The following is a 21,299-nucleotide window of genomic DNA, read 5'->3' as shown; positions in this document are numbered from 1 at the left end:
CAAGGAATCAGCGCGTGCCACAGTCGTGCCATGACAGGCGGAGACTCACGGGGAACCGTGGATCAAGCCGGGAACATGGCCAGCGATCGACGAAGGCCAGAACTTCGCAGGTCACGGCGGTGATCGCCCAACCTCGCTCCTAAAGCGGGTGTCGCAGGTTCGAATCCTGCCGGGGGCACGTCGAAACACCAGGTCAGAGGCCCATCTGCCCCAGGGGCGGAGGGGCCTCTGACCTGCGGCACACATACGGCACACACTGACTGTGCCCGCCCCTTGGGAGCTGCGCGAGATGCCCAAGAAGGATGAGCTGTCCCAGCGCCGGTACCGGAACCTCGTGGATTACCTTGAGGGCTTGATGCGCGCCGGGCTGAAGCCCGAGTACGGAGGCTACTACGGTCAGCTGATCCTCAGCAGCGACGAACTCGCGGAACTGGGCGAGTTGGACGACGTCCGCCGTGCGGCACGCGAGGCCGGCCGACGCCTCGGGTGGAAGCCGATCACCAAGTTCATGGGCGAGCGACTCTTCGGTACTCAGCGGCCTGCTGCGGCGCTCCAGGGCGAGCCGCTTGTACTGGCCAGCCAGGGCGCCTTGGGCAGCGCTCAGCATGGACGCTACTGCAGCTAACTGCCTCTGCAGGCGGCGCACCCTGGCTCCAGGAGTTCCGGCGGTGTAGGTTCCTCGCCGGCTTGTAGCGCTTGAGGCGGCCATTTCCCGCTCGACGACGCACTGTTCCCTCTTATCGTGCGCATCTGTGCGGCGCAGTGCCGCTTCGCTCCGGTCCAATCGATCGCGGCTGGCCTCCATCAGCCACCGGGCCCGCTTGTCCAGTCGGCTTTCCCATACAGCGAGACGCTGCTCCCGGTCGGCTGGGACTGATGCACGGTCTGGTGACATCTTGGCCTGCCACCTACCCGTACATCAGTCCCCACTACAGCTCCGGCACTGGCTGGAAGATGAGGTGCATCTGCGCGAGATCCTAGGTTTCCGCCAGTGCGACCAGCGCGCGGCGCCGGTCGAGGCCCTCGATGACGCGTGCGGGGTGCTGGAGGTTGCCAAGCGTGTGCCGCAGCACGGAGACGTCGCAGCTGCGGAGCCCACCCCTACCGTGCCCACATCTGCCATGCCTGCCTGACGCGTTACGCCAGGGCGTCGGCCGACTCGGGTTTCTTCGTTCTACCGGGCAGCCGGTAAGTGGTCTCAGCGCTTACCGAACCACCGGGGAGCGTCGGGGGCGGATTTCGTAGCGGTAGCGACGGCCAATCGGTCGTCGCCGGCCATCTCGGCAAGGTTGTGCATGCCGAGGATGTCCGCGAAACGTAGAGCAACAGCGGCGGGGCATGCCGAGGCGGCCGTTCTCAACGGACTTGGCCCACTCCGGGGCTCGGCCGACCACGTTGCCGAGGACGGGCAGCACATGCGTGGCCAGGTCATCGGGCAGTCCTGGCTGCACGAACTGGGGCCCGACCGAAGCTGACGGCTTCGAGGGACGCCTCCAAAGCGGCGGCGAACTTCAGCTCTCCGTGATGCCGAGAAGTCCACCGCTGCCAGCGGGACGGGTGCCTCGGCCCATCGCCAACCTGGAACGTCTGACAGCCTGAGGTGACGAGCCTTTCAGCAACCCACTCCACTTGTTCGCGGTGGTACTTCCGTGCCGCGCCGGTCGGTTCGGAGATGCCGTAGGCCAGCAGCACTCCATCACAGGCAGAGAAAGCTGGTTCCATCTGCTGTCTAGCCTGGGCCCATCCGGCTGGGGTCGCACCGAGTGTCGAGATGTCCGTAACGGCGCCCGAGGGCACGGCGAACAGATTCCTGATCGTCAACGTCTCGAAGCCGAGAAGATCACGGGCCAGCCCAAGCCGCGCTCTGGTGCGCTCGCCGCTCCCCAAAGGCGGATTGGCGAGGATGCACAGCAGCTCCCGCCTCGGAAGCACCCCGTCAGTCGGTTCCGTCATTCGCGTACAGGATGTCGGCGATGCGAGTGACTTCGCTGTTCTGGATGTCCTCGGCGAGCTTGACCAGCCCGAGACTCATGAGGGTCTCAGCGACCTCTGCCGGATCATCGCATTCCGGGTGGAATGCACGCACTAGGCCGAAGAGCTCACCACTTGGGTCGAAGGAACCGACGTTCATGTTCTGCCCATCGCCGGCGCGACCGAAGTCACCTCCGCGTACCGGTTCGAGGCCGAGCCGAAGGGCGTAGGCAAGACCTAGGCGGACCAACTGCTGCTTCTCTCGGAATGGGTATCGGGCGCTGATCTCGTCTCGCGCAATCTCAGCGCGGCCAGTGAGGGCAATGTTCACGCGTCCGTGCGTGGTGGTTTCAGACACTGCGAAGCTCCTGAATGTTGGTCTCGTGCGCGGACGCTCCTCGAGACAACTCGAACTCGGCTAGCATTCGACCTCGGAGCAGGTCTCGGGCAGTCTCGCGGGGGAGCTCGCGCTCGTGAACCAGAAGGAACACCTGAGAGCTGAGCTTGTCGAGGTTGGCGACGACGCCGTCAACATGGTGGTCGTCGAGTCGTCCGAATGGGGAGTCCATGACGAGTGGCCCGCTGATGGGGGAGCTGGCCTGCAGTCCGCCCAAGAGTGACAGCGCGACCAAGTGCTCGTAGCCAGCACTCCGGTGCTTTACGGGGGTTCCGGCTCGGTCAAGGATGCGCAAACCATAGGACTCGTTTATCGCAAGCTTCACGTAGTCACTCTCGGATCGCATGCCCCGAAAGAGTTCGGTGGCCTTCTCCTGGATACTCTCCTTGAGCTGGTCGCGATAGATCACGATCGCCTTCTGGTAGAGGTCCGCGAGGGCCTCCGCAGTCCGTTGCCGCTCGTAAACGCCCGGGTCGGCCTGACCCGCGCCTGTCTTGCGGATCTGATCTTCGACCTTGGCTACGTTCTGCTTAGCCTGCTCGTACTTCTCACGCTCGGCCTTGTAAGCAGCCTTCGCTCGTTGCAGGAGAACGCTGACGTTCTTGAAGCGCTGAACGAGCTCCGTTAGCCCAGTGTCCTGACCTTTCAGCTTGTCCTCGAAGTCCTCGAGATCTTCCTGGTAGTCCTCAATCTCCTGCTGCAAGTTCAGATAGTTGTCTTCGACGGTCTTCAAATTAGCCCGAAGTTCATGCCCGCGGCCGGACTCGCGTAGCCGCTTGAGGCTCGCCTTGAGAGCTGCCGCCTTGTCCTCTGCGGCACTTAGCTCGCTAGAGTCGGAGCTCTGGATGTGTTGCTCGAGGGCAGCGCGGTTGTTGGCATCCAGGTGGGACTCACACACCGGGCAGGTATCCGCACCCATGGCCTTGTAATGGCGGGCGAGGATGGTCGCGAAGCGCAGCTCATCCAGCTGCTTCTCGATGGCCTCCAGCTCCTTGGTGTCCTGTTCGATGCGGGCCTCGATCGGCTCCACGAGCACCGCCCTCCACGACTCGGCGAGGAGGTTTTCGAACTCTTCCTTAGCCGCGTCGCGCTGGGCCTCTGCCTCCTTGAGGCGTTTGAGAGTCTCGTCGCGCCGGGTCTTGATCTCGAGCTTGCCTGACTGCTCCGCCAGCTGCTGGTCGAGCTGGGCTGACTCAGCCTCCAGGTCCTTGGCCTTCTGATCCTCCGACTCATAGTTCTGACGGAACGCACGGAGACGAGTCTGCTCAATATCAAGAGCCTGGCCGAGCTTCTTCGTCTTCGAGTCCCGCTTCGCAGCAGCAGCGACCAGCTCGCCAGCGCGCTCAGCCACCCGAGCACTGTCTCGTGCCGCGTTCTCCAGAATGGGAAGTCCCAGGATGCGTTCAATGGCATCCCGGAGTGTGGAGCCAGCGGTGCTGTCGTCATCGAGGAGCTTTTCGTACTGGTCGAGGAGCTCTCCGTCGAACAGGAAGAATTGCTCAATCTCCTTGGGCATCAGCTCAGTCACCTTGCGCTCAGCATCGGCGATGCTCAGAGCGACTGCATCACGGCGTAGCGTGAGCTCAGTGGAGTATTCGTCCCCCTTGCGGATGAGAGAACGAGTGAGATCCCACTGCGTGCCGTCCGCTTCGAACTCGAGGCGGACACGGCATCGGACTGAGTCACCGGATGCCTCCGCAAGGGCAACCTTGTTGGTGACGTCCTCGGGTGGCAGTGGGCGGGTACTCCGCTTGCGAACCTCCCCAGTCCAAGCCCAGCGGAAAGCGTTGAGCAGCGACGTCTTACCTTTGCCATTCCGACCGTAGATGACGACCACGCCGTCCTTGTCGGGGATGTTGATCTCCTGATCGCCTCTGAAGACGAGAAAATTCTCTACGGTGAGCTTCTGGTACCTCAAACCTCAACGCTCCTGTCCAGGTGCTCCTGGATGACGCGGGCCACGGCCTCCTGCGCGCGGAGTCGATCCTCAACGTACCGCTTCTCGATCTCCACGATGTGCTGAACCAGCCCTGAATCGACGCTGTCGCCATAGAACCGTGACCGCACCGACTCGACCACTTCGGAAAGGTTGTCTCGCATGAACTCTCCCCCTACAACAGAAGTACTTGTGTTCACAGCACCGAACGAAGTACGTGAAACCAAAGGCTAGTCGTCCGTCTCCTCACCGGAACTCAGGAACTCATAGAGCGCCTCGAGATCGCCGCCAAGTCCTACAACTAGCCGCTCCAGCGGGTCGCGAGCATCACTATTCAGGGCATCTCGGGCGAAGTTGCCCGCGCGGGCAAGCTCACCCTGTAGGAGCGACGCCCCCGACGCCCCCTCAAGGGTCTCGGGCTCCAGGATCGCGTCGTAGACGGTGGCGAGGCTTTTCCCTTCGGCCTTGCGCAACACGCGTCCGCGACGCTGGATGAACTCTCGAGGGTTTCTGGATGATGCCAGTATCAAAGCGTGGTCAGCGTTGGGGATGTCAACGCCCTCGTCCAAGCACTTGATCGAGACGATCACGCCACCGTTCTCGTCAAAGTGCCGCAGCGTTGCAGTCTTGTCTCCCGGCATGTCCGAACAGTACTCGTACGCGTCGATGCCGGCGGCACGAAGGCTGTCAGTGATGTCCTGCATCTGGCCCTTATCGTCGCAATAGACGAGCCAACGCTGTCCAGGCTTGTAGCTCTTGGTCACCACCGACCGAGCTAGGGGCGTCTTGCCAGTAGCCTTTTTGGCGATCCGAGCTCGCTGCATCGTCAGCGCCCTGATGCGTTCCCGCTGACTGCTGGTGGCACCACCAGACGAGTTTTGGGACTGCGCGACGAGCCGTCCAATCTTTTTACTCAATTCATCCCATTGTTCCTGCTCCTGGGGGCTGAGCCGGACAAGCTGTGGGTGATAAAGGTAGTTGCAGAGAGCGCCGGCCTTCAGGGCGTCCCTGAGCGTGTAGCGGTGGATGACCCCACCGAAGTAGTCGAGAATCGCCGAGGTACCTTCCGGATCTCCCGCACGTTCTGGCGTCGCCGATAGCCCTAGACGGGCTGCGGCATCAATCTCCAGAACCTTTTGGTACGACGCAGCCCCCAAACGGTGAACCTCATCGCCGACGAGCAGGAGGCCCTTCGCGCGCGAAGCCTGGTTCACGAACGACCTCTGAGCTGCCGTGGGAGCAAGGGCAACGACCACGCGCTCCGAGGCAGGCTGTGTCAGCCAGCTGTGAAGCCTCGTCTTCCAGGCAGATTCACCGTCGCCACACAGATGCACACGGCGCCCCGTGTCCTCGATCTGTTCCTTCCACTGGCGCGCAACCAAACGCGAAGGGGCAACCACGAGAGCGGGCCCTTCGTGACCGACGATCGCGGTGATGCCCGTGACTGTCTTGCCTGACCCGGTCGCGTGGGCAAGGATGCCTCGCTTACCGTGGCGCTCCCACTCGTCGAGTCCTGCAATCTGCTGCTCGCGGAGTGGTCGACCATCTGGCGCAGCACGGAGGACGAGGTCCGGCTCCGTACCCTCAGTGATCTCAGCTGCGAGTTCGCGCCAGTCAACGCCTTCTGCCTGAGTTTCTAGCCAGTGCCGGAAGGGCGCGGGGAGGGCGAGGACTTCAACCCCGTCGCTCTTGCTAGCCCAGAGCTTTTCGAACCGTTCGGTAGATCGCTGGACCCTGATGTGGTCGTTGCGGCCCGTCCAGCTCGTCCATGCGTCGAACGACTCGACGTTGCCGTCCGAGGCGATACCAAATCGCGTCTCATTCAGAGACCCACGGAAGCCTATGCGCTGTCCGTTCTTGTCAGTAAATAATCCTACTTTATCATGAAACATACGCCGATCGTCGAGTGAGGCGTTGGCGACCCGAGCAAGGCGGATATCAAGAAGTCCCTCTGAGATCAATGCGGCCAAAGCGAGCGCTGGCTTGCGAAGCTGGTCGGTAGCAAGCAACGCGCCGAACTCAGCCCTCAGTACGGCAGCAAGAGAGTCTTCGTCGCGAGCTTCATAGCCACGTTCGATACCCTGTGCGTCTTTCTCAGTGATGCGGGGCGAGCAGAGAATGCGGATCTTTCCACCGCGGTCCACGAACTCAGGCAGCGCGTCCCAGTACAGCGCCAGAGCGCTGCTGGCGAAGAAACCGGTAATCCGGTCATAAGCGACAGCCTCGCTTAAAGCGCGCAGGTAAAATTCGCTGAGGATGTCCTCCCTGTCGCTCGCATACTCCGGTTCGGGGGTCCATCCTGACTCGCCCCAGCCGTCGCCGCTCACGAGATGAGCCTCTCGATTGAGAGTTGCCAACGCAGCTCTAGCGCTTTTGACAAGGTGTCCGGACGTGACGCGACCACGGTCTCCGACTCGTCAGTGCCGCGGAGCTTCCTCGCCTGCCGAGCCACTCCGAGAGACATCGCCTCGAGCAAGGTGTCCTCCAGGATCTGTACCCCCTTTGAGTGGGAGATACCTTTCCCAATGTCGTGGGCGTCCGCGTCCCACAGGGCAAAGACCTCCAGGTTCGGGTCGTAACCAGCGAGGATGACATACGCATCGTCGGCGGTGTCAAAGTGTCGACCCTTGTTGGGCAGGATGATCTGAATGCGGTAAGCGCCCTGCTGCCGCTCCGACGGATGGGTCGTCATCGTATACAAGTAAACGCGCATGAGAGGAGGTAACGGAGCTGATGCGCGCAGGTCGAACGGCCTCTTATCAAGCTCCATAGTGTCGCCGGGGCTGCAGCGGTCTGCGAGGGACGCGGCGAAGAGCCGGTTTGCAAGGCGAGTGCTCGCACCAGCTCTGGACCGCATCACCATGGGTGCCAGTGTGCCCAACGACTTCGGAAACAGGCCGAGGTCATCCCCAGCGTGCGCTGTCACGGCCTACTCCACCGTGGCGTCTTCTGCCGCGAGGTTCACCCTGTAGAACGCCTCGAACTCTGTGAGCGCGGCGTGCGCTTGATCCGCGAGCTTCCTCGCCTTGTTGAGCCGGCGCTTCGCGTCACGACGTGCTGCGGCAGCGTCGTCAGCCCACGCCTTCGCGCGTTCCAGCGCAGCAGCCGGAGTCTTCTCGGCGTTCGCATCGAGAATTGCATCAGGATCCCACGCGGCGGCGAACTTGGCTTCCGCGAGGTTCTCGCCCGCACGCAGGAACTCTGCCTCGGCGGCATCCAGAGCCGCTTCCGCAGACTCTACGGAAAGTGACGCTTCTGCGACGGCAGACTGCACGGCAGCGGCAACGAGCGGCTGACCATCCTCCGGCAAGGACACCGTCCCTGTCCGTGCCTTCTCATAGAGGACCTGAGCGTCCTGAGGACTCACCCCCGGCAGGAACCGCATGATGGAGAGTGCTGCGTAATCCCGGCTGAGTTCGAATGAGTACCACTTACGACCAAGTTGTTCCGCGACCATCCCCGTGGTGTTCGAGCCCGAGAAGATGTCGACGACGACGTCACCGGGCTTGGTGAGGAACTCGATGAAGAATCGCGGCAGCTCGCTCGGGAACCGGGCAGGGTGCGATTTGATTTCAAGCACGCGACACAGTCGTAGGTAGTTCGAGTTTGACTCCGTGTTGGAGACCTGCAGCAGGTTCGGCGGGATGGAACCACCGTTATCGTTGCCGAAGTGCTTTGAGATCGAGTGCTCGCTGGGACGGAGGGTCACCTTGTAGTACTTTTCCGGGTCCTTGAGGAGACGCTCCATGTTCTTCGAGTACGGCAGCAGCACCTGATTGACGTCAGCCTGCGGCCACTCGGTCTTCGAGAACCACCAGACCGTGTTTACGGCATCCTTGACCCGGATCCGGCGCTTGTTCACCCACTCGAGCGGACTAGGGAGCTTCGCCGGATTGTACCAAAAAAACTCCTCCGCGAGGTGGTATCCCAATTTGTCAACGAACTTCAGCAGAACACGGTAAGGGTAGAGAGATCGAGTCGGACTGCCCTTGCGGTAAGCGTTGCCGATGTCAACGACGAGGCTCCCGGTTGGCTTCAGGACGCGCTTTGCGGCCGCACCGAACTTGACGAGCCAGTCGACATATGCATCCTGGTCTTCGTTGCCATATGCCTTCTTCCGTTGCAGGGCGAAGGGCGGGCTCGTGACGATCAGGTCCACACTCTCGTCGTCGAGGCATTGGAGCAGCCTCAGGGAGTCCCCATGCAACTGGGTGCCGTGGGGTGTCGTGTAGACCTTCTGGTCGTCCGTGAAAGTGGTCAACGCGTTCCTTGCACTCGGGTGTACTTGTCCAAGTGTGTCCCACGAGCGGAGGTAGCATGCGCCGCCATCCCAAGGCGAGTAGGGCCAGCCTGTGAGCTGTCCCCGTGGCCACACCCCTGCCGAGGTTCCGTTCGGCAGCTAGTCGACGATACACAACGTCCAGGTAGGCAGAGTCGGGGCTTCCACAGAACCGCTTCCTGATCTTCGCCCTGCTGCATCGGGCACTTGGCCGACAGCCCTAACCGCTAGCCTCGCGCTTTCGCGAGGTGGACCGTCAGAGGGCTGATCAAAAACGCAAGAAGCGCCCCTGACCTGCAACGATAGGGCTTGTCGAAAGACCCGTACGTCGCGAGGAAAGAAGCACTTCTCAGGTGATGAAGGTAGCCGGTCCTACCCTCCTGTCCGCGTCGAGGGCGACAGTCGGGAGCGTGGTCTCCCAGTCCGGCGGTGTGCTGCTGGTCGAGACCGTTCAAAAGACCGGCCTGGATCGGGCGATACCGACTGCGCTGGCGCCGTGGCGCGTCCCCGGGGCCGTGCATGATCCGGGGAGGATGCTGTGCGATCCGGCGCTGTCGGTCGCGCTCGGCGGGGACTGCCTGGCCGACGTCGGGGGCTGCGGGCCTAGCCGGCCGTGTTCGGGCAGGTAGCCTACAACCCGACCGTTTCCCGCCTGATCGACGCCTTCGCCGCCGCAGACCAGAAACCGCGAGCGATCACCTCGAGGCGGCCAGGCTCGCTCTGGCGCAGCTGCCCCGCTCGGGCGGCAATCACCTGTGCGACCCCAACCCACGCACTGGCCACCCCTCCCCCCGTGGCCGGCTGTGATCAGCGAAGACGGTAACCAGTCCGTAGTGCCCGACGCCCTCACCTACTCACTTACCGACGACCTCGCTGGTGGCTGACTGCCTGCGAAGCAGGACCTGCCAGAAACGGATTCAGCACACATGAGGCCGGAAGACTCCGTGAAAACATGAGAACTACGGAGGGGAGTTTCTCCAGGTTCCCGCCGCTGACGTTTCCGGAGGCCACAGTCCTACACAAGGAAAACTCCTAAAGCGGGTGTCGCAGGTTCGAATCCTGCCGGGGGCACACGATGACGGGCCAGTTCGGAGACACCTCCTCCGAACTGGCCCTTCGGCTTGTGGTCCTTGTCTAGCCTGGGCGGGACGGGGGTCGTTGGCTTGCGGGTGCGCCTGGGATGGAGTCGTCCATGAGCACAGCACGGGATCTGGTGATCATTGCCCTGGATGTGCCGTCCAGTCGTCCGCTGCAGCAAGGCGAGTTGTCGCTGGCGCTGGCGGGGGCCGAGTTGATCGATCTGCTGGCCGACCGGGCCGTCGGGCTGGACGGTGAGGACATCGTGCCGGGGCACGGGTCGGCGACAGCTGATCGACTGTTGGACGAGGCCGCGTCGTCGCTCGTCCGGCAGGCGCCGTACGAGTCGGTCGAGGAGTGGCTGTGGCGGCGGGGGCGGGGGCTGTACTCGGCATATCTGGCCGCCCTTGAGGCGGAAGGGCAGGTCACTCGGCAGCGGCACCGCTGGATGCCGGTTCGGGCCGGTCAGGCGGTGCCGGCCGAGTCGCCCGAGCGCGACCTGGCGGCGGACCGCTGGGCATCGAGGGAGCCCGTCCTCGCCGCCCTCGCCTCGGCCGTCGGCATTCACGAAGGACAGAGCGAGGAGTCGCCGAGCGCGGGCGACGATGCGGTGGGGACAGTACTGGCCGTCGTGCAGGACGCGTTGCGGGAGTTGGAGGCCGTGCGGCAGCGGCGGGCCATTGAGGACGCCGCCTTCGACAACGTGTGGCGCGGCGGCCTCTGACGGCACCATCTCCGCATCCGACAGGGGTCGCGGCGGAACGTTTTGTCAAGTTCCTTGTGCCCATGTGAAGTTGAGGGCCGGGGACTATGTGATGAGCGCGCCGGTACGGGAGTTCTTACGCCGCTTCAGTGATCTTGGGGTGGCGGGGTGGGCAGCGGGGGGATTCGCGTGGGCGGGCGCGATTAGCTGGGATGCGTGCCATACGAACTTTTCACGCGCCCGCGCTCGTTCGCCGGATCGTGCACGACGACCATGGACGGGGGGACCACGTGTCCGCGCTGAGCAGTATGGCCGCCGCCACGCCCCGGAGCGCGCCCGGCGCGGCCGACGGCGTCGGAGGCGGCGCCGACGCGGCCCTGTTCGGGTGGGCGAGGGAGCTCGTCACTCCCGCGCTGCGCCGGGTCGTCGAGGAGCTGCCCGCGCCGCAGCGGGAGGTCGCCGGGTACCACCGCGGCTGGAACGGGGCCGATGGCGCGGCCGCCGCGCCGGCCACGGAGCGCGGCGGGAAAGCCGTACGCCCCGCCCTGGTCTTCCTCTCCGCGCTGGCCGTTGGCGCGCCCGCCGACAGCGTGGTCCCGGGGGCCGTCGCGGTCGAACTCGTACACGACTTCTCGCTGCTGCACGACGACGTCATCGACGCGGACCCGCTGCGCCGCCACCGGCCCGCCGTATGGCGGCAGTACGGTACGCCGGCCGCGGTGCTGACCGGTGACGCCCTGCTCATCAGCGCCCTGGCCGTACTGGCCGCCGACTCCACCCCGCACGCCGCGGCGGCCACCAAGGAACTGTCGCGCACGCTCGACGACTTGCTGCGCGGCCAGAGCCAGGACGTGGCCTTCGAGAGCACGCCCCGGGTGCGCGCGGAGGAGTACCTCGCAATGGCGGCGGGCAAGACGGGCGCGCTGATGGGCTGCGCGTGTGCGCTGGGGGCGCTGCTGGCCGGCGCGTCCGAGGCGCGCACCGCCGGGCTGCGGGACTTCGGCCGGCACCTGGGCATCGCCTTCCAGTGCGTGGACGACCTGCTGGGCATCTGGGGCACCACTCGGCGCAGCGGAAAGCCGGTGGGCGCGGACGTCGCGGCCCGGAAGAAGTCGCTGCCGGTGGTCGTGGCGCTCGCCGACACCGGGCCCGCCGGGCGGCGGCTGGCGGAGCTGTACGACCGTACGGAGCCGCTGTCGGCCGCGGACATCGTGACGGCCACCGAGCTGATCGAGGAGGCCGGCGGGCGCGAGGCGACCGCAGTGGAGGCCGGACGGCAGGTGGGCGCCGCGATGCGGGCGCTGGCCCGCGCGGAGCCCGTGCCGTCGGTGTACCGGCAGTTGCACGATCTCGCGCTGTTGATGACGCGGCGGGATCACTGATGACCGGACGCCGGAATCATTGATGACCGGGCGGGGACGTAACTCATAACGCCCGCAGCCGTTTCTTCTAGTGGCCATTGCGCTTTGCGCTTTGCGCTTTCTTGGCGGATATTGCGGGACCCAGCCGGGGGGCGGCGGATTTTTGAAACAGAGACAGCACACCTTTCAGGCGAAAAAGGCGTCGGCCGACGGGCCTCCGGCGATCAGTGTGTACGGCCTCCGGGTCGCGCGCGGGGACCGGAACCTGCTCGACGACATCAGTTTCGCCGCGCCCCGCGGTGCGATCGTCGGCCTGCTCGGCCCCAGCGGCTGCGGAAAAACCACGCTGCTCCGGTCCGTCGTCGGAATTCAGGGGTGTGCGGAGGGACATGTCCAGGTACTGGGCCATCCGGCCGGTGCCGCGGCCCTGGAGACCCGCGTCGGGTATGTCACGCAGGCGCCGTCCGTCTACACCGACCTGACGGTTCTCGAGAATCTGCGGTATTTCTCGGCCGCGTTGGGGCTGCGGGGGTGGCGCCGGGAGAACGCCGTGGTCCGGGTGGTGAAGGAGGTCGACCTGGCGGACTGGGCCGATCAGCCGGTGGGCCGGCTGTCGGGCGGCCAGTACTCGCGCGTCTCGCTGGCCGTCGCGCTGCTCGGCTCGCCGGAGCTGCTGGTCATGGACGAGCCGACGGTGGGCCTCGATCCGCTCATCCGGCAGGAGCTGTGGACCGTCTTCCGGCGGCTGGCCGAGGAGGGCACCACCCTGCTCGTCTCCAGTCACGTCATGGACGAGGCCGACCGCTGCGACCGGCTGCTGCTCATGCGCGACGGCCGCCTGCTGGCCTCCTGCGAACGGTCGGAACTGCTGGCGCACACGGGCTGCACGAGCGTGGAGGGCGCGTTCATGCGGCTGGTACGGCCGGAGACGGCCTCCGGAGCCGCACCCGGGCCGACGCCCCCCGAAACGCCCTCCGAAGCGGTGCACGCCCCCGCTCCCCCGGACTCCGTCCCGGCCCCCGCCCAGCCGCTCTTCGAGCAACCGCTCTTCGCTCAGCCGCTCTTCGACGGTGACCTGCTCCCCGACCCCCACGCGTCATTCTTCGCAACCGAGTGCCGAGGTCCATAACGTGAGAACCGAGTACCGGCCGTCGGTCGTGTCCCGAGCCGTCCGCACCGCCCGTGCCCTGCCGCTCACCCCGAGCATCACCCTTGCCACCGCGCATCGGGTGCTGCAGCAGATCGTCCGCGACCGCGGCAGCGTCGCCCTCATGCTCGCGATCCCGTGCATGCTGATGGTGATCCTCAAGCTGATGTTCGACGACGCGGACGGCGCCTTCGAGCGCGTCGGTCCGCAGGTCTTCGGGATCTTCCCGCTCATCGTGATGTACCTGGTCGCCTCGGTCTCGACGCTGCGCGAGCGCACCTCGGGGACCGCCGAGCGGCTGTTGACCATGCCGGTGCAGCGGCTGGACATCGTGCTGGGTTACAGCCTGGCGTTCGGCTTCCTGGCTCTGCTCCAGGCCGTACTGGCGACGCTGCTCTCCGTGGGGCCGCTCGGGCTGGACATCAAGGGGCCGCCGTACCTGCTCATGATCATCGCGATGCTGGGCGCGCTGCTCGGGCTGGCGCTCGGCCTCCTGGTCAGCGCCTTCGCGCGAAATGAGTTCCAGGCGGTGCAGTTCCTGCCGGCCGGGGTACTGCCGCAGTTCCTCGTATGCGGGCTGTTCGTGCCGCGCGAGGAGATGAGCGACGGACTCGCGGCGCTGGCCAAGGTGATGCCGATGACGTACGCGGTCCAGGCCGCGGGCGAGGCCGCCCGTCACGACGGGGTGACCGGCCTCTTCGTACGGGACGCGCTGCTGATCCTGGGGTGCGTGATCGCCGTACTGTTGGCCAGCGCGGCCACGCTCAAACGCTGAGCGGTTCGGCGGAGCCGGGCGGATACGACAGTGAGGTGGGTCCGGCGCGGCTGCCGGACCCACCTCACCGCGTCCTGCCGGTACGGGTACCGGCGTCTCAGTACCCACCACCCGTGGTGTTCCAGCCGAAACCGCCCTGGAGCTGGCCCGTGGAGGGGAACGTGAACGGGCCCATCTGGATCGGGCGGGCGCCGCCGGGCTCCCCGTCCGAGGGAACCGCGGCGGACGCGGACGAGTCGGCCGGCGTGGACGGGGCAGCCAGCGCGGACGGAGCGGCTCCGCACGTGGCGAGGGCGACAGCGATCACGGATGCGGCCGCGGCACGTCGCAGGAACGACATGAATTCTCCTTGTATGGGGCGGGATTTCTGCCGGACACCGAAACCTTAATAGCGGCGCCGGTCGCAATCACGGGGTTCCCGGAGTTTCCGCGTTTCTTCCCTCAAAGGGGTACTCCGCGGGGTATGACGGGGCCGGAAAACAAGGGAAGTTCGCCGGACAGTAGAAAATCAATTTTCGTGAAAAACTGAAAGGGAAGGCCGGACCTCAAAATCCGAGCAACGCGTCGTCCCACCACCACGCCACCGTCGGCAGTCCCCGGGGCGCCGAGCGGTCGTCGTCCGCGGGCGATTCGGCCCACTCCAAGGGCGCCTCGTCCATGGGGTCCGGTACGCGCCCCAGGCTCAGATAACGCGGCACCCGAAGTCCCCACTCCGCGTTGCCCCGAATGCCGAACCGCAGCCCCTGCAGGTAAGTGCTCAGCTCCAGCCCGGCTCCCGGACGCACCCGGTCGTGCACGGCCATGAAGCGCAGCAGTACCCGGTCCCGCAGCCGGGTGGCGGCCGCGACGGCCTCCGGAAGCGGCATCCCTGTTTCGTGCATCAGCACGCTGTAGACGTTCTGATCGGTCTGGCCGCGGACCAACTCCTTGCGGAGGGAGTGCCGGTCGTTGTCCAGCGCCGCGACCATGATGGCCATCTCGGTGAGCGCGCGGACGGCCGGCCGCTCCATGTCCTGGGCGGGCACCTCCTGGCCAGTGGCCAGCTCCAGCATGGCGAACGGCGGTTCGCCGCCCGCCGACAGCAACCGCATCGCCACGTACTCGTCCAGGCCCGGCATCCGGCCGGCCGCGGCGTTGCCGATCTGCCAGGTCACGCCGGAGAGCCAGGCGCGGTGGGCGGCGGCGAACCGCCGCACCTGGAGGGGCGTACCGAAGGACCGGAACTGCGCGGCGATCTCCTGCAGGGCCGGGATGAACCCGTCCGACTCGTCCCGCGCGGACGGCGCCTCCAGCGCGCGCTGTACACGTCCGGCGAGCGCGCTGAACGCGGCGGGCCGGGTGCTGAACGGCCCGTTGTCGCAACGGTTGTCGTCGAAGCCGAAGCCCCAGTACACCCACAGGGAGGTCCACAGCAGGCGGTCGTCGGTGGCGGCATCGGGGGCGAAGCGGGCGAAGAAGTCGGTGCTGCACGTGGCGATGACCCACGTGCGCTCCTCGTCCGTCGCGCACATGGGACTGCTCCGGATCCATTCCCTGGCCCGTTCGTCGACGAGGTGGGCCCGCGGGTGCCGGGCGGATTCGAGGGGGCAGAAGATCGGCGGAAGATCGATCTCGTTGACGGTCATGGCCATGAACAGCACCTCTTGCCCTTGCTGACGACGACGGCACGAACGGCCCTCATCCTGCAACGGCTACCGTCGGGCGCCCGCTACCTACATGCCCCTGGCAAGCATTACCCCCTAACAGGGCAGAAGTTGTCCGACGTTGACGGTCACACGCCGCGCGTCCCGTCCTCGCCCTCGCTCTTCTTCTCCCCCAGGTTGTCGATCTGAGCGATGGCCCAGTGGGCCCAGTCGCGTGAGGCGGGGAGCATGTGGAGGCCGAAGCCGGCCGCGAGGTGGCCGAAGGCGAGGGGATCGGGCAGTGCGCCGTCGGTCGAGTCGACGTCCGCGGACTCCACCAGGGCGGTCAGGGCGTCGAGATCACGCTGGGCGGCCGCGGCGTAATCGGAGAGCACGGCGCGCGCCTCCTTCGGGTCCAGCGCGAAGAGGAGGAAGAGCCGGAGTACGAACTCGTTGCGCACGACCGGGTTACGGGGCGGATTCAGCAGCCACTGCCGCAGGTCCGCGCGGCCGGCCTCGGTGATCGCGTACGTCTTGCGGCCGCGCGCGCCCTCCTCGACGACCTCCGCGAGGCCGTCCGCGGCGCCACATACGTGGCCGCGCTCCGCGTGGCATACGTGGCACTGCTCCCGCGCCGCTTCGATGTGTTCGCGGCGTTCAGGCTCTCCGTATGGGGCGACGTACCAGCCGCGGTCGAGCCCCGGCCGCTCGCCGCCCGCCACCAGCCGGGCGCCTTCCTTGCGGCCGAGCGCGACGTACGCCTCGACGCGGTCGCGGTGGGCCGCGGAGATGACCGGGCCGACGACCGTGCTCCGGTCGCGCGGGTCGCCGACCTTCAGGGCCCCGGCGTACCGCGCGAGCCCCTCGACCAGCCGCTCGTACACGCCCCGCTGGGCGAGCACCCGGGTGGGCGCGGTACAGATCTTCCTCGGTACGGCGGTGGCCGGGCGGCCGATGATCTTCGCCGTCATTCGCCGCACGCAGGGCCGCACGGCGCGGGCCCGGGTGGAGCTCGACCAGCGGTGGGACGGTGAGCCCGCGTTCCGGCGCACGGTGACGATCATGACCTGCGTGTGGGGCATCGGCCTGCTGGCCGAGGCCGTCCTCAGGCTCCCGATGATCTACCTGCTGCCGGTCGACGTGGCCACCGGCCTCTCCGGCCTGCTGCAGATCGCCACCTTCGTCCTGCTCACCTTCTACACGGTCATCCACCGCAAGCTGGCCACCCGTCGCACCCCCGCGCCCCCTACTCGCTCCCCAGGCGCAGCGGCCACGTGCGGCGGACAATGAAGCCAACGGGCACCCGGACCGACGCACAGGGTGCGCCAATGCAGTTCCCACTGAGCAGTGCCCCGTACCCGTAGTGGTGGTGATCTTCATGGGGCACCGGTCCCGCACATTCGGTACAGCCCGCGCACGGGGTGCCGCAGGTCTGCTGGCAGGGTCGGCCGTGATCGCCCTGGTCCTCGGCGGCTGCTCCTCGGGGGAGTCGCCCGGCAGCACTTCCAAGACGGTGACCAGCACGGCGACGGTCACCACCCGTCCCGGCTCCTCGCCACCGCCCGACCACGGCTCCCCCAATGCGCCTGCGCCGCAGTCGCGGGAGGGGCCGGGGTCGTCGGCCCCGGCGACCGTGCGCGACGCCGCGGCCACCGTCGAGGCGTACTTCGACGCCATCAACGCGGGCGACTACGCGCAGGCGTGGGCGCTGGGCGGCAAGAACCTCGGCGGTTCGTACAGCGCGTTCGTCGAGGGGCTGGCCGACACAGTGCAGGACACCGTCCAGATCCTCGGCGTCGACGGCGGCGTGGTCAGCGTCCATCTCGACGCGCTGCAGACGGACGGCTCGGTGCGCTCCTTCGCCGGTACCTACACCGTGGCCGACGGCGTCATCACCGGGGCGTCGATCCGGGATGTCGGCGGATCTACGCCGGAGGAGCCCGGGGTGACGCCCGAGGAGACCGGGGTGACACCCGAGGAGTCCGGGTCGGTGCCCGAGGATTCCGGGCCGTCGCCGTACTACGACGTCTGCGCCGATGCCCGCGACGCGGACGCGGCCCCGATCCACTCCGGCGAACCGGGTTACGCGGACCACCTGGACCGCGACAGCGACGGCGTGGCCTGCGAGCCGCGCGAGCCGTGATCCCGGCCGGTGCCGGGGGCTGTGCCGGGGCTGTTTCGCGTGAGTTCGCCCACGCCGTCCGGCGGCCGCCCGCTCCCTGACCGCCTCGCTCGGGCGGAGTTATCCACAGGCTCAGCGGCGGGGTGGGTCGGGCTCGTAAGCTGCCTGGCATGAACGACGTGGACGGTGGGCTGGACCAAGATCCGGGTGGCGCGGGCGCAGGCGCCGGCTCGGGCGGAGGCGAGGGTGCGCGGACCGGTGGGGCGCTGGGCGGTGAGGCCCTGGAGGTGCTGCACCGGGTCTTCGGGTACGACGCCTTCCGCGGCAGCCAGCAGGAGATCGTCGAGCACGTCATCGGCGGCGGCGACGCCGTCGTCCTCATGCCGACCGGCGGCGGCAAGTCGCTCTGCTATCAGATCCCCTCGCTCGTGCGCCCGGGCACGGGCGTCGTCATTTCCCCCCTCATCGCACTGATGCAGGACCAGGTCGACGCGCTGCGCGCGGTCGGCGTGCGCGCGGGGTTCCTGAATTCCACGCAGGACCTGGAGGAGCGCCGCCTGGTCGAGGCGGAGTTCCTGGCCGGCGAGCTGGACCTGCTCTATCTCGCGCCGGAGCGGCTGCGCGTGGAGCAGACGCTCGGCCTGCTGGACCGGGGCAAGATCTCCCTCTTCGCCATCGACGAGGCGCACTGCGTCGCCCAGTGGGGCCATGACTTCCGCCCCGACTACCTCGCCCTGTCGATGCTGCACGAGCGCTGGCCCGACGTCCCCCGGATCGCGCTCACCGCCACGGCCACCGAAGCCACCCACACCGAGATCACGTCGCGGCTGCGGATGGAGCAGGCCCGGCACTTCGTCGCCAGCTTCGACCGGCCGAACATCCAGTACCGCATCGCGTCCAAGAGCGAGCCGAAGAAGCAGCTGCTGGACCTGCTGCGTACGGAGCACGTCGGGGACGCCGGCATCGTGTACTGCCTCTCCCGCGCCTCCGTGGAGAAGACCGCCCAGTTCCTGGTGGACAACGGCATCGCGGCGGTGCCGTACCACGCCGGTCTCGACCCGCGTACGCGCGCGCACCACCAGTCGCGCTTCCTCCGCGAGGACGGCCTCGTGGTGGTCGCCACCATCGCTTTCGGGATGGGCATCGACAAGCCGGACGTGCGCTTCGTGGCCCACCTCGACCTGCCGAAGTCGGTGGAGGGGTACTACCAGGAGACCGGCCGCGCCGGACGGGACGGCCTGCCGTCCACGGCCTGGCTGGCGTACGGCCTGCAGGACGTGGTCCAGCAGCGGAAGATGATCGACGGCTCCGAGGGCGACGAGGCGCACCGGCGGCGGCTGGCCGCGCATCTCGACGCGATGCTCGCGCTGTGCGAGACGGTGGAGTGCCGGCGGGTGCGACTGCTCGCGTACTTCGGCCAGGAGAGCAAGCCCTGCGGCAACTGCGACACGTGCCTGGCGCCGCCGCAGTCCTGGGACGGCACGGTGCCCGCGCAGAAGCTGCTGTCGACGGTCGTCCGGCTGCAGCGCGAGCGCGGGCAGAAGTTCGGCACGGGACAGATCGTCGACATCCTCATGGGCCGGAAGACCGCCAAGGTCATCCAGTTCGACCATGACGCGCTGAGCGTGTTCGGGATCGGGGCCGACCTGCGGGAGGCCGACTGGCGGGGCGTCGTACGGCAGTTGCTGGCGCAGCAGCTGCTGGCGGTCGAGGGTGACTACGGCACGCTGGTGCTTACCGGGACGAGCGGCGAGGTGCTGCGCGGGGACCGCCAGGTCCTGCTGCGGCGCGAGCCGGAGAAGCCGGCCCGGGCGGCCAGGGCGAAGGCCGCGAAGAGCAAGCGCGCGCCGGTCGATCTGCCGGCGGAGGCGCTGCCGGTATTCGAGGCGCTGCGGGCGTGGCGCGGGGCGACCGCGAAGGAGCAGGGCGTCCCGGCGTATGTGATCTTCCACGACGCCACGCTCCGCGAGATCGCCACGGCCCGGCCGTCCACGACTGCCGAGCTGGGCACGGTCAACGGCGTCGGCGAGAACAAGCTCGCGAAGTACGGCGAGTCGATCCTGGAGGTCCTCGCCGATGGCCCGGCGGGGGACGGGGGCGCGTCCGGCAGCGGTCCGGATGGTGGCCCGGCCGCGAGCGCGGCCGTTCCGGCCGGTGCGGCGGCCGTCGCCCCCTCAGCTGCCGACGAGTCCTGGGACTGGGACATGGAAGAGCCTCCTATGGACGACTGGTAGGAGGCGAAGGCCGCCACGGACGTGCCCACACCGTGGTCAGGCGTCAGTCGTCGCAGTGCCCCGGGCGGGCGTACAGCGTGATGCGGGCGCCGGTGACGTCCTGGGTGCGGCAGGGGGTGAAGGCGTCGCGGAGGGTGGTGCGCTTGGTGGCCTCCCGGGAGATGTCGTCCTCCGGCTCGCCGCTCGGGTCGCTGAGTACGACGATGCGCTCGGTGCCGAGCATCCGGTGCCGGATGCGTTCGGCGGACACCTCCGTGCCGTACAGCGAGCGCGAGGAGTCCGGCGCCCGGGACAGCGCCAGGTCGGTCAGGTCGCGGAACCGCTCCGGCTCGGACAGGGTCCACACCCGCCGCCTGGCCGGCATGAAGAGCAGCCCGTCACCGGGCTCCGCCACCGCCCGCACGGCCTGGACGACGGCGGTGGCGTCGTCCTTGCGGCTCTCCGGAGTACGGAGGTACACGGTGGCGGGCAGCAGCGCCACCAGTACGGCCACCAGCGCCCACACCGCGTGCCGCCTGTGGGCCCGGCCGTCGTCGCCCACGAGCGGCCGGAGCGCCCGGTCCAGGGCGGCGCCCATCAGGAGGGCGAAACCGACAACGCAATAGAGGACGTAGCGGTCGACGAACATCGGCTGGAGCTGGGAGAGCAGCATCAGCGCGGCCGGCGGCACGATCAGCAGCGGCAGCGCGAGCGGCCGCAGCCGGACCGGCCCCCGCGTCCGTACGGGTACGCGCGCGCAGACCACGCCCACCCCCGCCATCGCCCCGAAGGTCATCAACTGCACGGGATCGGGCCACAGGGCCCAGCTGAGCTGCGCCGACTGCCCGGTACTGAACAGCGCGAGCGGCGCGAGGCCGGCGGTCACCACCCCGGCGGCGACGAGCCAGGTACGGCGGACGGCGCGGCGCACCGCGCACGGCACGCCCGCCAGCACCACCGTCACACCGTGCGCCGCGAGCACCAGCACGGCGAACTCGTGCAGCAGACAGGCGGCCGGCGTCACGATCACGTACGCGGTCCACCAGCGCCGCGCGGCACCGGGCACGCGGAACAGCCCGAGCCGCCCCGCGTCCACGGCGGAGTCCACGGCGGCAGGGCTCTCGGCGAGCGCCCGGACGAGGAAGTACGTGGACCAGGTGACCAGCGCGCAGACGAGCGCGTACGACCGCCCCTCCTGCGCGTACTCCTGCACGAGCGGCAGCAGCGGGAAGACCAGCCCCGCCGCCACGCCCGCGCGCTCCCCGGCCACCCGCGCCCCCAGGAGCGCGACCCCCGCGGCGGCCGCGGTCATCGCCAGTACGGAAGGCAGCCGCAGGGTCACCACGCCCCCGCCGAGGACATCGAAGAGGGCGTGCATGAAGAGGTAGTAAAGGCCGTGCACGGCGTCGACGTTCTGCAGCGTGCCCCACAGCTCGGGGAGGCTGCGGTGCGCCATGTCGTACGTGACGACCTCGTCGCGCCAGATGCTGCCCTGGCGGCGGATGCCCCACAGGCCCAGCGCCAGCGCCAGCGCGCACGGCGCCGGCACGACCCTCGTCCAGGGCGCGGGCTCGGCGCGTACGTGCCCCGTGGCGGTGGTCCGGACGTTCAGCGCGGTATCGATGGCGGGCTCCCGAGCGGTCGGAATCGGGCCTGGCGCCCCGGATGGACCGCCCGCCCCACGGTACGCGCAACG

At 67.6% G+C, this 21,299-nt stretch carries 17 protein-coding genes and 3 pseudogenes; 9 read left to right on the top strand and 11 right to left on the bottom strand.

Annotated features, from left to right (window positions below; translation table 11 throughout):
* Window positions 1-289 precede the first annotated feature (289 nt).
* On the top strand, window positions 290-625 hold the full coding sequence (locus AB0I82_RS26700; RefSeq protein ID WP_363259865.1) for a hypothetical protein: 336 nt from the start codon (window positions 290-292) through the stop codon (window positions 623-625).
* Window positions 626-1,936: 1,311 nt separating this feature from the next.
* Here the strand turns inward: AB0I82_RS26700 and AB0I82_RS26695 are convergent.
* From AB0I82_RS26695 to AB0I82_RS26670, 6 genes are all read right to left on the bottom strand, one after another.
* Window positions 1,937-2,329: a hypothetical protein gene (locus AB0I82_RS26695; RefSeq protein WP_363259864.1), complete on the bottom strand. Its 393-nt coding sequence runs from the start codon at window positions 2,327-2,329 to the stop codon at window positions 1,937-1,939.
* Window positions 2,322-4,286: an AAA family ATPase gene (locus AB0I82_RS26690; RefSeq protein WP_363259863.1), complete on the bottom strand. Its 1,965-nt coding sequence runs from the start codon at window positions 4,284-4,286 to the stop codon at window positions 2,322-2,324. Before AB0I82_RS26690 ends, AB0I82_RS26695 begins: the two co-directional genes overlap by 8 nt.
* The gene (locus AB0I82_RS26685) at window positions 4,283-4,468 is read right to left on the bottom strand and encodes a hypothetical protein (RefSeq protein WP_363259862.1); all 186 of its coding nucleotides are present in this window, start codon (window positions 4,466-4,468) and stop codon (window positions 4,283-4,285) included. Before AB0I82_RS26685 ends, AB0I82_RS26690 begins: the two co-directional genes overlap by 4 nt.
* Before the next feature lie 66 nt (window positions 4,469-4,534).
* Window positions 4,535-6,631, bottom strand: a complete 2,097-nt coding sequence (locus AB0I82_RS26680; protein ID WP_363259861.1) for a DEAD/DEAH box helicase family protein — start codon at window positions 6,629-6,631, stop codon at window positions 4,535-4,537.
* A complete protein-coding gene (locus tag AB0I82_RS26675) occupies window positions 6,628-7,167 on the bottom strand; it encodes a hypothetical protein (protein WP_363259860.1) in 540 nt (179 codons plus the stop codon). The genes AB0I82_RS26680 and AB0I82_RS26675 overlap by 4 nt, the downstream gene beginning before the upstream one ends.
* A gap of 66 nt (window positions 7,168-7,233) precedes the next feature.
* Window positions 7,234-8,565 carry a site-specific DNA-methyltransferase gene (locus AB0I82_RS26670; RefSeq protein WP_363259859.1) on the bottom strand — a complete coding sequence of 444 codons (1,332 nt, stop codon included), beginning with the start codon at window positions 8,563-8,565 and terminating at the stop codon, window positions 7,234-7,236.
* A 388-nt stretch (window positions 8,566-8,953) separates the two neighbouring features.
* Between AB0I82_RS26670 and AB0I82_RS26665 the strand changes: the two are divergent.
* The 5 genes and pseudogenes from AB0I82_RS26665 to AB0I82_RS26645 form a co-directional block, all read left to right on the top strand.
* Window positions 8,954-9,292: pseudogene (locus tag AB0I82_RS26665) on the top strand (transposase); the annotation flags it as partial.
* A gap of 483 nt (window positions 9,293-9,775) precedes the next feature.
* Entirely contained in the window at window positions 9,776-10,384 is a 609-nt protein-coding gene (locus AB0I82_RS26660) for a GPP34 family phosphoprotein (protein ID WP_363259858.1), read from the top strand.
* 269 nt (window positions 10,385-10,653) lie between these two features.
* The gene (locus AB0I82_RS26655) at window positions 10,654-11,745 is read left to right on the top strand and encodes a polyprenyl synthetase family protein (RefSeq protein ID WP_363259857.1); all 1,092 of its coding nucleotides are present in this window, start codon (window positions 10,654-10,656) and stop codon (window positions 11,743-11,745) included.
* Between the two features lie 202 nt (window positions 11,746-11,947).
* Entirely contained in the window at window positions 11,948-12,853 is a 906-nt protein-coding gene (locus AB0I82_RS26650) for an ATP-binding cassette domain-containing protein (RefSeq protein ID WP_363260014.1), read from the top strand.
* Window position 12,854: 1 nt separating this feature from the next.
* A complete protein-coding gene (locus tag AB0I82_RS26645) occupies window positions 12,855-13,646 on the top strand; it encodes an ABC transporter permease (RefSeq protein WP_363259856.1) in 792 nt (263 codons plus the stop codon).
* 97 nt (window positions 13,647-13,743) lie between these two features.
* Here the strand turns inward: AB0I82_RS26645 and AB0I82_RS26640 are convergent, their stop codons facing one another.
* The 4 genes and pseudogenes from AB0I82_RS26640 to AB0I82_RS26625 form a co-directional block, all read right to left on the bottom strand.
* The gene (locus AB0I82_RS26640; protein ID WP_363259855.1) at window positions 13,744-13,986 is read right to left on the bottom strand and encodes a hypothetical protein; all 243 of its coding nucleotides are present in this window, start codon (window positions 13,984-13,986) and stop codon (window positions 13,744-13,746) included.
* Window positions 13,987-14,191: 205 nt separating this feature from the next.
* Complete coding sequence (locus AB0I82_RS26635) at window positions 14,192-15,277, bottom strand: terpene synthase family protein (RefSeq protein WP_363259854.1); 1,086 nt, start codon at window positions 15,275-15,277, stop codon at window positions 14,192-14,194.
* A gap of 140 nt (window positions 15,278-15,417) precedes the next feature.
* Window positions 15,418-15,717: pseudogene (locus tag AB0I82_RS26630) on the bottom strand (hypothetical protein); the annotation flags it as partial.
* Between the two features lie 222 nt (window positions 15,718-15,939).
* Window positions 15,940-16,194: pseudogene (locus AB0I82_RS26625) on the bottom strand (aldehyde dehydrogenase family protein); the annotation flags it as partial.
* A gap of 28 nt (window positions 16,195-16,222) precedes the next feature.
* On the opposite strand from AB0I82_RS26625, the gene AB0I82_RS26620 reads away from it, so the two are divergent.
* From AB0I82_RS26620 to recQ, 3 genes are all read left to right on the top strand, one after another.
* Window positions 16,223-16,558, top strand: a complete 336-nt coding sequence (locus tag AB0I82_RS26620; protein WP_363259853.1) for a hypothetical protein — start codon at window positions 16,223-16,225, stop codon at window positions 16,556-16,558.
* A gap of 160 nt (window positions 16,559-16,718) precedes the next feature.
* A complete protein-coding gene (locus tag AB0I82_RS26615) occupies window positions 16,719-17,411 on the top strand; it encodes an excalibur calcium-binding domain-containing protein (protein ID WP_363259852.1) in 693 nt (230 codons plus the stop codon).
* A gap of 149 nt (window positions 17,412-17,560) precedes the next feature.
* On the top strand, window positions 17,561-19,624 hold the full coding sequence (gene recQ / locus AB0I82_RS26610) for a DNA helicase RecQ (RefSeq protein ID WP_363259851.1): 2,064 nt from the start codon (window positions 17,561-17,563) through the stop codon (window positions 19,622-19,624).
* Between the two features lie 43 nt (window positions 19,625-19,667).
* Here the strand turns inward: recQ and AB0I82_RS26605 are convergent, their stop codons facing one another.
* On the bottom strand, window positions 19,668-21,152 hold the full coding sequence (locus AB0I82_RS26605; RefSeq protein ID WP_363259850.1) for a glycosyltransferase family 39 protein: 1,485 nt from the start codon (window positions 21,150-21,152) through the stop codon (window positions 19,668-19,670).
* Between the last annotated feature and the right edge of the window lie 147 nt (window positions 21,153-21,299).

Source organism: Streptomyces sp. NPDC050315 (assembly GCF_040655775.1).
Taxonomy (GTDB): Bacteria; Actinomycetota; Actinomycetes; order Streptomycetales; family Streptomycetaceae; genus Streptomyces.
Note: the sequence above shows the minus strand (reverse complement) of the source record. Positions and strands in the feature narration are given on the sequence as shown.